The following is a 12,561-nucleotide window of genomic DNA, read 5'->3' on the forward strand; positions in this document are numbered from 1 at the left end:
TCGGTGAAGGCGCTGCAGGCCGGACGATGGCGCCGGGCCTGGCGCATGGCCTTGTCCATCCAGCCTTTCAGCGCGCTCATCGGCTCTTGCACAGCACTGCGTAGACCACCTGATAGGTGGCCGGCAAGCCCTCGGCCGTGCGCAAGCCCTCGTAGGCGGCGGCCAGGGCACGGATCCGCGCCGGGCCGGTGAGCCCGCCCGGACGGCCGGGGTTGAGGTTGTGCGCGCCCAGCTCCTTGAGCGAACGGGTCAGCGCGCGCAGGTCGGGAAAGTGCAGCGTCCGCGCCTGGCGTTCGAGCGCCAGCACCTGCAGGCCGCTGTCCGCGCACAAGGCCTCGTAGTCGCCGAAGGCGCGGAAGCGATTGACGTGGGTGAAGCCGTCCACCGCCTGCCAGCTGTCGCGCAACTCTCCCAGGGTGCCGGCGCACAGGCTGCTGAAGGCCAGCACCCCGCCCGGCCGCAGCACCCGCTGCGCCTCGCCCAGCACGGCGGCGAAGTCGCCGCACCATTGCACCGCCAGGTTGGAATAGATCAGGTCGAGACTGCCGTCGCGCAGCGGCAGGGCTTCGGCATCGCCGGCTATGAAATGCCGCGCGCCGCCCCGGAGCCGGGCATGGCGCAGCATGCCTTCGGCCAGGTCCAGGGCCATGCCGGCGCCGAAGCGCTCCGCCAGCAGCCGGGTGAAGTGCCCGGTGCCGCAGCCCAGATCGAGCCAGCGGGAGAACGCCAGGGACGGCAGGCGCGCCAGCAGCTGCGCACCGACTTCACGCTGCAGCGAAGCGACGGCGTCGTAGCTGCCTGCCGCACGGGAGAAGGAAGCGGCCACCTGGCGCTTGTCCGGCACAACGAGCAAGTATTCAGGCATTGCCGGCCTCGCCGATGAAAGCCAGCATCGCCGCCGCCACCTCGCGGGGCCGCTCCAGCGGGAAGGCGTGGCTTGCGTCCTCGATCAGCCCGACCTCGATGTCCGGCCGCAATGCCAGCAGCTCGCCGGCCACCTCGGCCGGCACCAGGGCATCGGCACCGCCAAGCAGATGCAGTTGCGGCCCGCTGAAGTCTCGCAGTGCGCTGCGCCCGTCGCCACTGCCGAGCACTTCCAGCCCGGCCAACCGCACCTGCGGCACGGTGCAAGGCAGCGCGGCCTGCAGTTGCCGCGCCAGGCCGCGGGCTTCGGCCGCACCCTGGGTGCAGAGCAGGCTGAAACGCCTGAGGGTGGCGTCAGGATCGGCGCGGCAGCCATCGACGAAGGCGTCGAAGGTCGCCTCGTCCATGCCGTGCGGCCAGTCGCCGCCCGCCACGAAGCGGGGATTGCTGGCCAGGGTCAGCAGGCCGCGGCAGCGCTCGCCGCGCAGCGCCGCCAGTTCGCTGGCGAGCAGGCCGCCGAGCGACCAGCCGCCCAGCCAAGCATGCGGCGGCAGGCGCTCGTCCAGCGCCAGCAGCCAGCCGCGCGCTTCGCCGCTGGCCAGTTCGGGCAGCGGCTCGATGTCCACCCGCAGCATCGGATCGAGCCCGCGCAGCGCTTCGGCCAGTCCTTCCAGCGGCAGGCTGCCCAGGCCCCAGCCCGGCAGCAGGATCAGATGCTCACGCATGGCGGTCCGCCTCGGGCCGGCATGCGGCCAGTGCGCCGCACAAGCGCTCGACGTCGTCCAGCGTATGTGCCGCGCTCAGCGTGATGCGCAGCCGCGCGGTATTGGCCGGCACCGTGGGCGGGCGGATGGCCGGCACCCACAGCCCTGCGGCATCGAGCGCCGCAGCCAGCGCCAACGCGGCGGCGTTGTCGCCGACGATCAGCGGCTGGATCGGCGTGACGGAATCCGCCAGTTGCCAGCCGCGGCCGGGATGGCGGGCGATCAGGGCGGACAGGCGCTCGCGCAGCGCGGCGGTCAGCGTGGCGAGCCTTTGCCGCCGCGCCACGCCCTCCTCGCCGGTGATCAGCTTCAGGCTGGCGCTCAGGGCGTGGGCCAGCGCAGGCGGCATCGCGGTAGTGTAGATGTAGCTGCGGCCGCCCTGCACCAGCGCGTCGACGACCGCCGGATGGGCGGCGACGAAAGCGCCCGCCACGCCGGCGGCCTTGCCGAGCGTGCCCATGTAGATCAGGCGCTCGCTGCGCAGGCCGAAATGCGCCAGCGCGCCCTCGCCGTTCGCACCGAGCACGCCGAAGCCGTGGGCGTCGTCGATGATCAGCCAGGCGTCGTGGCGTTCGGCCAGTGCCAGCAGTTCGGGCAGCGGCGCGACGTCGCCGTCCATGCTGAACACCGCGTCGGTGACGATCAGCCGGATCGGCTGCTCGCAGTCACGCAGCATGGCGTCGAGCAGATCGAGGCGGCCATGCGGATAACGCCGCATCCTTGCCGCCGCGAGCAGGCCGCCATCGACCAGCGATGCGTGGTTGAGCTTGTCGGCGAAGATCGCCGCCTGCTCGGCGCCGAGCGTGGTCAGCAGCGCCAGGTTGGCCATGAAGCCGCTGCAGAACAGCAGCGCCGCCGCATCCGGCACCCAGGGCGACAGCAGTTGCGCCAGTTCGCCTTCGAGCCGGGCATGGGCCTGACTGTGGCCGGTGACCAGGTGCGAGGCGCCGCTGCCCGCCCCCCAGCGCTGCGCGCCTTCGGCCAGCGCGGCGGCGATGTCCGGATGGCTGGCGAGGCCGAGGTAGTCGTTGCTGCCGAAGTTCAGCAACCGGCGCGTGCCGCTCTCGCCACTTTCGACGGTCTGCAAGGGCGCGCAGGGCGAAGCGGCGATTCGGCGGCGGCGCAGCAGCGCTGCGGCCTCGCGCTCAAGCCGTCGCCGGGTCAGATGCGCCAGCAGCATCGCTACTCCGGGTGGAGGTGCCCTCAGCCAATACATCTGCCAGCACGCCGTCGAGCGTCGCCCGCACCCGTGCCGCCAGCCAGACAGACAGCTCGTCGTCGAGCACGTAGGGTGGCATCAGGTACACCGTGCGGCCGATCGGGCGGATCAGCAGTTCATTGCGGCGCCCGGCGAGATGGAAACGTTCGGCGAAGCGCTCGCCGGCCCATTCTTCACACACGTCGAAAGCCCAGATCATGCCGCGCCGGCGCAGGTGCTCGATGCGCGGATCCCCGACCAGCGGTGCCAGCGCAGCCGTCAGCGCCTCGGCACTGGCCCGGTTGCGGACCAGCACGTCTTCCTGTTCGAAGCGGTCGAGCACCGCCAGCGCCGCGCGGCAGGCGAGCGCGTTGCCGGTATAGGAATGCGAGTGCAGGAAGCCGCGCGCGACCTCGTCGTCGAGAAAGGCCGCGTAGGTCTCGTCGCGGCTCAGCACCAGCGACAGCGGCAGGTAGCCGCCGCTGATGCCTTTCGACAGGCAGATGAAATCCGGCCACAACGGCGCCTGGCCCTCGCCCGCCGCCTGCTCGAAAGCGAAGAAGCTGCCGCTGCGGCCGCAGCCGACGGCGATCTCGTCGGCGATCAGGTGGACGTCGTAGCGGTCGCACAGCGCGCGCAGGCCACGCAGGTAGGCCGGGTCGTGCATCGCCATGCCGGCGGCGCACTGCACCAGCGGCTCGACGATGAAGGCGGCGATGTGTTCGTGGCGGGCTTCGAACAAGGCGCGCACCTCTTCCAGCGCGCGCTCGGCGACGCCAGCCGCGGTCTCGCCGGGACCGGCCTGGCGGGCGTCGGGCGAGGCGACGATGTGGGCCTGCAGCAGCAGCGGTGCGTATGCGTCGCGGAACACCGTGACGTCGGTCACCGCCAGCGCGCCCAGGGTTTCGCCATGGTAGCCGTGGCGCACGCAGACGAATTCGCGCTTGCTGCCACGGCCCCGGTTGCGCCAGCAATGAAAGCTCATCTTCAGCGCGATCTCGACCGCCGAGGCGCCGTCGCTGGCGAAGAAAGCATGGCCGAGCACGCCGCCGGTCAGCGCCGACAGGCGCTCGGCCAGTTCCACCGCCGGCGCATGGGTGCAGCCGGCCAGCATCACATGCGGCAAGGTATCGAGCTGTTCGCGCAGCGCGGCGTTGATGCGCGCATCGGCGTGGCCGAAGAGGTTCACCCACCACGAGCTGTTGGCGTCGAAATAGCGCCCGCCGGCGTAGTCGTACAGCCACGGCCCCTCACCGCGCGCGATCGGCAGTGGCGGCACCGCCTGCATGCGCTGCATCTGGGTGCAGGGATGCCACACCTGGGCAATGCTGCGCCGCTGCCAAGCGGCCTGCTCGTCACGCACGGGGCCGCTACCGGCAGCGGTGCTGCCACGGGCCGGGAAATCGGGGTCGGGGGAACGGGACGCCATGCCCTCTTCGTCCATAATTATGAATCACGGCTCATGATTGTTTCAGTTGCAGGCCAAAATGAAAAGCCTTCAACCCTGTTCGAACAGCGCGATCGACTCGACATGCGAGGTCTGCGGGAACATGTTGGCGATGCCGGCGCCGCGCAGCACGTAGCCCTTTTCATGCACCAGCACCGCCGCGTCGCGTGCCAGCGTCGCCGGGTTGCATGATACGTAAACGATGCGCGGCGGGCGCTGCAACGGGCTGATCGCCTTGACCACCGCGATCGCGCCCTCGCGCGGCGGGTCGATCAGCAGCTTGCCGAGCGGCCCGAGCGCAGCCAGGCTGTCCTCGGTGGCTTCGAACAGGTTGGCGGCGTGGAATTCGCAGCGTTCCGCCATGCCGTTGGCCGCGGCATTGGCCCGGGCGCGCTCGACCAGCGCCTCGCTGCCCTCCACGCCGACCATCGCCGCGCCGCGCCGCGCGATCGGCAGGCTGAAGTTGCCCAGGCCGCAGAACAGGTCGGCGATGCGCTCGCCCGGCTGCGGATCGAGCAGTTGCATCGCACGCCGGATCAGCAGGCGGTTGATGTGAACATTGACCTGGGTGAAATCGGTGGGACGGAAGTCCATCCGCACGTCGAACTCGGGCAAGGTGTAGGCCAGACCGGGGCCGCCCTGCGGATGCAGCGGCGCAGCAGTGTCCGGGCCGCCCGGCTGCGCCCAGGCCTGGATGCCGTGGGCGTCGGCGAAAGCCGCCAACGCACGCCGGTCGCCCTCGCTGAAGGGCAGCAGGTGGCGGAACACGAAGGCGGTCGCGGTATCGCTGACGGCGATCTCGATCTGCGGCACGCGGTCGGCGATCGACAGCCTGGCGATCAGGCGGTGCAGCTCCGGCACCAGCGCGGAAATCGCCGGCGGCAGCACCGGACAGGACTGCATGTCGGCAATGTGGCTCGAACGCTTCTGATGAAAGCCGATCAGCACGCCGCCCTTGCTCGGCACCACGCGCACGCTCAGCCGCGCACGGTAGCGGTAGCCCCAGGCCGGGCCGTGGATCGCCGGGTAGATCACCTGCGGCCCGACCTTGCCGATGTGCCACAGCGCGTCCTCGAGGATGCGCTGCTTGGCCGCGGCCTGCGCCAGCGGGTCGAGATGCTGCATCGAACAGCCACCGCAGGTGCCGAAATGCACGCAGCGCGGCGCGACCCGCTGCGCACTCGCCTTCAGCACCCGTGCCGTTTCCGCCTGGGCATAGCGCGGCCGCTCGCGCAGCATGGTGTATTCCACCCGCTCGCCCGGCAGCGCGCCTTCGATGAAGACGGCCTTGCCGTCGACATGGGCGATGCCGCGGCCTTCGTGGTCCAGCGATTCGATGACTGCTGCCGACATGGGGATTCCGCCGAGAAAAGTGGCGCGATTCTACCGCGTCCGTCCACCTGCTTCTTGCGTCTGCTTCCACCATCCGTCGCGGCCGCCCCCGCACCGGCGCCAGCGTCCGGCCCCACCCGGGCCTATAATCCGCGCCATGAATTCACCCGCTCATCTGCCCACTCGCCTGCCTTCCCTCGAAACCCTGCTCGGCGGCCTGTCGGCGCGCGCGTTCCTCGCCGAATACTGGCAAAAGAAACCCCTGCTGATCCGCCAGGCCGTGCCCGGCTTCAGGGGCGTGCTGGAGCGCGACGAACTGTTCGAGCTCGCCTGCGACGCCGACGTCGAATCGCGCTACATCCGCCTGCCCGCCGACGGCCTCGAAGGCGAATGGACGCTGGAGCACGGCCCGCAGAGCCGCGGCCGCCTGCGCGGCAGGAAGCAACCCTGGACCGTGCTGGTGCAGGGCCTGAACCTGTGGGTGCCCGAAGGCGACCGCCTGCTGCACTGCTTCGACTTCATCCCGCAGGCGCGGCTGGACGACCTGATGGTGAGCTACGCCGTCGATGGCGGCGGCGTCGGCCCGCACTTCGACAACTACGACGTGTTCCTGCTGCAGGGCACGGGCAAGCGCCGCTGGCAGATTTCCGATCAGGCCGACCGCACGCTGATCGAAGGCGCGCCGCTGCGCATCCTGAAGAATTTCCAGCCGACCGAAGACTGGGTGCTGGAGCCCGGCGACATGCTCTACCTGCCGCCGCACTGGGCGCACAACGGCATCGCCATCGGCGAATGCACCACCTACTCCATCGGTTTCCGCTCGCCCACCGCGCAGGAACTCGGCAGCGAATTCCTCGGCTGGCTGCAGGAGCGCATCCAGCTCGACGGCATCTACACCGACCCGGATCTGGAGCTGCAGCAGAACTCGGCCGAGATCGGCAGCCGCATGGTCGACCAGATCGAAGGCATGCTGTCGGGCATCCGCTGGAGCCGCGCGGACATCGAGGAGTTCGTCGGCGCCTATCTCACCGAGCCCAAGGCCCACGTCTTCTTCGAGCCGCCCGAACAGACGCTGAGCCGCAAGGCCTTCGAGCGGGCGGTGCGGGCGCGCGGCTTCGCGCTGGATGCCCGCAGCCTGCTGCTGTTCTCGGCCGCGGGCTTCCATCTGAACGGCGAGCCGCTGGAATTCGCCCCTGTCCTGCACGACGCCATGGCGAAGCTCGCCCACCAGCGCAGCTTGCCGGCCGAGGATTTGGCGGCTTGCCCGACCGAGTTGCTGGACATGCTGCATGACTGGTACGAAAGCGGTTTCGGCGCCCCGGCGGCAAGCTGAAACGGAAAAATACGCTCACATTTTGCAGCGCAGCATCCACGCCGGTTTTTCTTCGCCTGCATGCTAGACTTGCGCCGCTTCAAGCCGTGATTGCCGTACTCGTGCCACTGGTTGCCTCCAACCGGCGGCACTCAACTCGAAAAAGGAAAAAAGCAATGAAACAATCCCTTCTCGCCGCCGCCCTCGTTGCCATCGCCGTGACCGCTTGCAGCAAGCAGGAAGAAGCGCCGCCTCCGGTGTCGACGCCCGCCCCCAGCATTCAGGAACAGACTAAGGAAGCTGCCGAGCAGGCCGTGGAAGCGGCGAAGGAAAGCGCCGAGGCGGCCAAGGAAAGCGCTGCCGAGGCCCTCGAAGCGACCAAGGAAACCGCTGCGGATGCCGTCGACGCTGCCAAGGAAGGCGCGGCTGCGGCAGTCGAGGCAGCCAAGGAGCACACCGCTGCCACTGTCGAAGCAGCCAAGGAAGGCGCGGAAGCGACCAAGGAAGCCGCTGGCGAGGCCGTCGATGCCGCCAAGGCAGCCGCCGAAGCCGCTGTCGAAAAGGCCAAGGAAGCCTCCAACTGATTCTGCAGTGGCATGATCGGGATAGGGGCGGCCAGCTTACCCGGCCGACCCCTCCCACACCACCCGGCATGCGGGTCCGCACCGGGCGGTTCGAGTCGTTGAGGTTATGAGAGCCGAGGGACGCCGAGTCGGTCGAAGTAAGCGACAGGCATCGCGCGGTTCAATCGCATGCGGCTGTTACGCCACCAGCACCGACTGTTCGCCGCCACCTTGCGGGCATCCTCTTCCGAGGCGCCCATCGCTTTCAACTCCCGGTACATCGTCGTACCCCGACGCCAGTGCTTGAGCTGCACCGCACGCAGCCGGTGTCTTATCCACTTGTCGAGTTTGCGGAACACCTTGGGTGTCTGCGCAAGCTGGAAGTACGTCTTCCAGCCCGGCATGTAGGCCCGCAGCCGTTCGGCAATCTCGGTCAGGTTGCGCCCACCCGAGCGACGCGTGAATTGCCGGATGCGTTGCTTGAAGGTCTTGAGCGCCTTGTCGGCCACCCTGCACTTGACCTGTCCGCCCGGGCCGTACCAGAAGGCGTAGCCCAGAAACTTGCGGCCCGAGGCCGGCGCAACGGCCGTCTTGGCGTCATTGACCTTCAGGTGAAGTCGTTCGTAGAGCTTGGTCAGGCCCGCCAGCACCCGTTCGCCTGCGCGACCACTGCGTACATATACATTGCAGTCGTCGGCATAGCGAACGAAACGGTGGCCCCGTCGCTCCAGTTCCCGATCCACCTCGTCAAGCAGCACATTGGCCAGCAGCGGCGACAGTGGGCCGCCTTGCGGCGTCCCCTCGTAGCGCGCCATGGCCACGCCGCCATCCATGATCCCGGCCACGAGGTAACGACGGATCAGCCGCAGCACGGCCTTGTCCTCGATTCGCCTCGACAACCGTTCCATCAGGATGTCGTGATTGACTCGATCGAAGAATTTCTCCAGATCCACATCGACCACCACCCGGTAACCGTCCTGCACGTAGCGCTGTGCATCGAGCACCGCGTCGTGGGCACGGCGTCCCGGCCGGAAGCCGTAGCTGTGTTCAGAGAACGTTGGATCAATCCTGGGCTGCAAGACTTGCAGCAGGGCTTGCTGGATCAGCCGATCCGTCACCGTCGGAATCCCCAATTCGCGCACCCCACCATCGGGCTTCGGGATCTGGACACGGCGCACCGGCAGGGGCCGGTAGCTGCCATCCAGCAAGGATTCCCGAATCCGGGGCCAGTGCGCTCTCAGTTGCTCCGCCGTCTCGGTGATCGACAACCCATCCACCCCAGCACTGCCGCGATTGGATTTGACGCGTTTCCACGCCGCCTCCATGTTCGCGCTCGCGAGCACCTGCGCAAGCAGGTCATCTCGCCCCGGGCTTCCAGTTCCATGCCGCGCCGTCCGTGCTTCATCACGCACTGCTTCGGACGCGGCTTCACCGAGCCCTCCCGCATTGCGCCCCGGCTCCCCGAGCTTCTGATGCACTTCACGTCCGAGCAACACGGCCTTCGGCCCTCCTACTCGTTCGGCCCTTCGCCCCAAACCAGCGGCTACTACGGCCTCTGCTGACTTCTCGCTCCGGTTAAGCGCCGTCGCCCTTTCAGGCACAAGGCGAGACCTCCCCAGGTAAGAACGCACTCCTTCGCTGCACAACCGCCGGATCTACGCCACTTCGCCTTGATCACGAGAGCTTCGCGATTACGTGCTCGCTCGCCCTGCTCCGCAGCGCCTTCTATCCGATTCTTGTCCATCGGCTCGCAGCTTATGCTCCACGCTTCCTCCCCACGCTCGGTCACCCTCACGCAGTTGCGCTTCACTTCGTTCGCTGTGATCAACTTACGGCGGGACTTGCACCCGCAGGAGGGCGCCCATGCTGGGCGCACACGCGAAAAAGCCGGCTGATGCCGGCTTTTTTCATGTTCGGTGCGCACCATGGCAGGCTGCCGCGATGCGCACGACCGCTCAACGCAGTTCGTTGTGCAGCAGGCCGAGGATGCGCCTGGCGGTGTCGGAGGTGTCGGCGCCGCCCTCGCGGGTCAGCACCGTGACCTGCGAATCGCCGCCCTGCCCCTGCACGTGCAGCCGGTATTCGCTGCCGCCCTGCGCCGGCTTGTCGCTGCTGCGCCAGAAGGCCAGCCTGGACAGGAAGCCCTTGTCCTCGCTCTTGTTGTCGGCATCGGGATCGACATAGCGCACGAAGTACAGGCCCTGGGCGCGGTCGCGGTCTTCGACGGTGAAGCCGATGCGATCCAGCGCCAGGCCGACGCGGCGCCAGGCACGGTCGAAGGACTCTTCCATGATCAGGCTCGCCTGGCCGCCGCTGCCGGCGGCGATGCGTGCGCGTTCTTCGGTCGGCGCGGTGGTCAGCGCAGCTTCGGCACGCGCTTCCTCGGCGCCGAGGTGCACCATCAGGCGGCGCAGCATTTCGGCTTCCAGCTCGGGGTCGGCCGGGCGCGGCTGCCAGATCGTCGAGTCCTTGGCTTCGTTCGGGTAGATCTCCATCATGCCGCGGTGGCTGATGTAGACCTCGACCGTGCCGTTGTCCTTGCCCTGCTCCAGGCGGGTGCGGAACTTGTCGCGCTCGGGCGTGGAGAACAGGCCGTCGAACACCTTGCCGATCGTCGAGCGCAGGAAATCCTGCGGGATCTTGGCGCGGTCCTCGGCCCAGTCGGTTTCCATGACACCGATGTCCGGGCTGTCGATGTTCAGGATGAAGCCGAGTTCGAGCCAGAAATCCTTGATCTGCGGCCACAGTTCGTCAGGCGTGCCGGCAACGACCAGCCAGCGCTGGCTGCCGGCGCGCTCGATGCGCATCGTTTCCGGCGCGGCGAGCACTTCCGGGCCGGTGGATGCAGCCGGTTGGTCGGCACGGTCCGCGCTGTAGGCGGAATAGGTCGCCACGCCGCGCGGCGTGACGTCGGGTACGGCGAAGCGGTCGTCGCGGGTGGGCGCGGTGAGATCCGGCGGGATCTCGAGCGGGCGCTCCATTCGCTTCGCACCCTTGTAGTCGATGCGTTTGGATTCGAGCAGGGAAGTCGAGCAACCGGCGAGCGCCACGGACAGCGCGATCAGGGAAACGGGGGTGCGCATGGAGCGATTCATGGAGTTCCTGCGGAAGAGAAATTCGGATCAGACCTGGATGCCGGCCTTGCGCATCGCCTTCAGCACGCGCTCGTGGCAGGGCTCGGTCAGTTGCGTCAGCGGCAGGCGGATGCCGTCGCCGATCAGCCCCATGCGGGCAACCGCCCACTTGACCGGAATCGGATTGGCTTCGCAGAACAGGTCGCGGTGCAGACCCGTCAGCGCGGCATTGGTTTCGCGCAGCTTGCGCATGTCGCCCGCGGCGGCGGCGGCGCACAGTTCGTGCATCGCGCGCGGCGCGACGTTGGCCGTCACCGAAATGACGCCGTGGCCGCCGAGCATCAGGAAGGCGGCCGAGGACATGTCGTCGCCGCTGTACAGGGCGAAGCCCTCGGGGGCGCGCTCGGCCAGGTCGCAGGCGCGGTCCAGGCTGCCGGTCGCATCCTTGATGCCGACGATGTTCGGCACTTCGGCCAGGCGCAGCGTGGTGTCGTTGGCGAGATCGGCGACGGTGCGGCCCGGCACGTTGTAGAGGATCAGCGGCAGATCGACCGATTCCGCGATGGTGCGGAAATGGCGGTAGAGGCCTTCCTGGGTCGGGCGGTTGTAGTACGGCACGACCGACAGATGGGCCGCTGCCCCCGCCTGCTTGGCGAACTGCGCCAGTTCGACCGCTTCGACGGTGGAGTTGGCGCCGGTGCCGGCAACGACGGGGATGCGGCCGTCGGCATGCTCGACCGTGACGCGAATGAGTTCGCAGTGTTCCTCGACGTCGACGGTGGGCGACTCGCCGGTAGTGCCGACGATGACGATGCCGTCGGTGCCCTCGTTGATGTGCCAGTCGATGAGGTTGCGCAGACGGGGATAATCGAGGCTCCCGTCGTCGAGCATGGGCGTGACGATTGCGACAAGCGATCCGGTAATCATGGCGTTGGCCAGAGCGTTAAAAAGCCGATTCTAACCGATCGCCGCGCCACGGCCAGCGCGGCACGCATTTTTGCGTGCACGCGCCGGGGACGGGAATGTCTGCGGATATTACCGGCTCACAGATCGGCCAGCGCCTTGACGTGCGCCACCACCGAACGTGCCAGCGAGGACAGCGAATAGCCGCCTTCGAGCAGGGACACGATGCGGGTGTGGCCGCAGGCCCTGGCGACGTCCTTGATCTGCTCGGTGGCCCAGATGTAATCCGCTTCGAGCAGCCCCATCGAGCCCATGTCGTCCTCGTAGTGGGCGTCGAAACCGGCGGAGATGAAGATCATCTGCGGGTCGTGGGCGCGCAGCGCGGGCAGCACCCGCTCGCCGAAAGCCTCGCGGAAGGCATCGCCGCGGGTGCCGGCCGGCAGCGGCACATTGCACATGTGGGCGGGCGGGTTGTCGGCACCCGAGTAGGGATAGAACGGATGCTGGAAGATGCCGCCCATCATCACGCGCGGATCGTCGCGGAAGATGTCCTCCGTGCCGTTGCCGTGGTGCACGTCGAAGTCTACGATGGCGACCCGCTCCAGGCCGTGCGCCTCGAGCGCATGGCGGGCGGCGATGGCGACGTTGTTCATGAAGCAGAAGCCCATCGCCTTGGCACGTTCGGCGTGATGGCCGGGCGGGCGCACGGCACAGAAGGCGTTTTCGATCTCGCCCGCGATCACCATGTCGGTCGCCATCACCCCGGCGCCAGCCGAGCGCAGCGCAGCCTTCATGGTGCCGGGGCTCATCGCGGTGTCGGGGTCGAGGTGGCGGATGCCGTGCTCGGGAACGCTGCCGAGCAGTTCGTCCAGGTAGCTCCCGGGATGGACCCGGATGATCTGCTCACGCGTGGCGACGGGCGCATCGTAGAAGGAGACGTACATGTCCAGCCCCGACGCGATCAGGCGATCATTGATCGCACCGAGTCGATCAGGGCATTCGGGGTGCATCGTCCCCATGTCGTGCAGCCAGCAGTCGCGATGCGTGATGAACGCCGTTGTCGTCATACTCTCCCCTTCTCCAGCATTGAACGTCGTGTCCGCC

Annotated in this window: 11 protein-coding genes; 2 read left to right on the forward strand and 9 right to left on the reverse strand. The window is 68.2% G+C overall.

All coding sequences use genetic code 11. From position 1 onward, the window contains the following. Positions 1–76 precede the first annotated feature (76 nt). The 5 genes from bioC to rlmD form a co-directional block, all read right to left on the reverse strand. Positions 77–865 (reverse strand): malonyl-ACP O-methyltransferase BioC, encoded by a 789-nt coding sequence (gene bioC, locus ACNQFN_RS14845; protein WP_068638198.1) that lies wholly within the window; start codon positions 863–865, stop codon positions 77–79. After that, positions 858–1,589, reverse strand: coding sequence for an alpha/beta fold hydrolase (locus tag ACNQFN_RS14850; RefSeq protein ID WP_068638200.1), 732 nt, complete (start codon positions 1,587–1,589; stop codon positions 858–860). The genes bioC and ACNQFN_RS14850 overlap by 8 nt, the downstream gene beginning before the upstream one ends. Next, on the reverse strand, positions 1,582–2,808 hold the full coding sequence (gene bioF, locus ACNQFN_RS14855) for an 8-amino-7-oxononanoate synthase (protein WP_418646880.1): 1,227 nt from the start codon (positions 2,806–2,808) through the stop codon (positions 1,582–1,584). The genes ACNQFN_RS14850 and bioF overlap by 8 nt, the downstream gene beginning before the upstream one ends. Continuing rightward, positions 2,774–4,255: an adenosylmethionine--8-amino-7-oxononanoate transaminase gene (gene bioA, locus ACNQFN_RS14860; protein ID WP_418646881.1), complete on the reverse strand. Its 1,482-nt coding sequence runs from the start codon at positions 4,253–4,255 to the stop codon at positions 2,774–2,776. Before bioA ends, bioF begins: the two co-directional genes overlap by 35 nt. Before the next feature lie 69 nt (positions 4,256–4,324). Beyond that, positions 4,325–5,626: a 23S rRNA (uracil(1939)-C(5))-methyltransferase RlmD gene (rlmD, locus tag ACNQFN_RS14865; RefSeq protein WP_418646882.1), complete on the reverse strand. Its 1,302-nt coding sequence runs from the start codon at positions 5,624–5,626 to the stop codon at positions 4,325–4,327. A 136-nt stretch (positions 5,627–5,762) separates the two neighbouring features. Between rlmD and ACNQFN_RS14870 the strand changes: the two genes are divergently transcribed. Together ACNQFN_RS14870 and ACNQFN_RS14875 are read left to right on the forward strand one after the other, a co-directional pair. Then, entirely contained in the window at positions 5,763–6,938 is a 1,176-nt protein-coding gene (locus ACNQFN_RS14870) for a JmjC domain-containing protein (RefSeq protein ID WP_418646883.1), read from the forward strand. Positions 6,939–7,093: 155 nt separating this feature from the next. Continuing rightward, positions 7,094–7,501 carry a hypothetical protein gene (locus tag ACNQFN_RS14875; RefSeq protein WP_068638212.1) on the forward strand — a complete coding sequence of 136 codons (408 nt, stop codon included), beginning with the start codon at positions 7,094–7,096 and terminating at the stop codon, positions 7,499–7,501. A gap of 104 nt (positions 7,502–7,605) precedes the next feature. On the opposite strand, the gene ltrA is transcribed toward ACNQFN_RS14875, so the two are convergent. The 4 genes from ltrA to ACNQFN_RS14895 form a co-directional block, all read right to left on the reverse strand. Next, the gene (ltrA, locus tag ACNQFN_RS14880; protein WP_418646661.1) at positions 7,606–8,976 is read right to left on the reverse strand and encodes a group II intron reverse transcriptase/maturase; all 1,371 of its coding nucleotides are present in this window, start codon (positions 8,974–8,976) and stop codon (positions 7,606–7,608) included. A 459-nt stretch (positions 8,977–9,435) separates the two neighbouring features. Next, positions 9,436–10,575, reverse strand: a complete 1,140-nt coding sequence (bamC, locus tag ACNQFN_RS14885) for an outer membrane protein assembly factor BamC (RefSeq protein WP_418646884.1) — start codon at positions 10,573–10,575, stop codon at positions 9,436–9,438. A gap of 27 nt (positions 10,576–10,602) precedes the next feature. Continuing rightward, positions 10,603–11,481, reverse strand: a complete 879-nt coding sequence (gene dapA / locus ACNQFN_RS14890; RefSeq protein WP_068638215.1) for a 4-hydroxy-tetrahydrodipicolinate synthase — start codon at positions 11,479–11,481, stop codon at positions 10,603–10,605. Between the two features lie 116 nt (positions 11,482–11,597). Further along, positions 11,598–12,524 (reverse strand): histone deacetylase family protein, encoded by a 927-nt coding sequence (locus tag ACNQFN_RS14895; protein WP_068638218.1) that lies wholly within the window; start codon positions 12,522–12,524, stop codon positions 11,598–11,600. Positions 12,525–12,561 lie beyond the last annotated feature (37 nt).

This window comes from Thauera butanivorans, from assembly GCF_048398245.1.
Lineage (GTDB): Bacteria > Pseudomonadota > Gammaproteobacteria > Burkholderiales > Rhodocyclaceae > Thauera > Thauera butanivorans.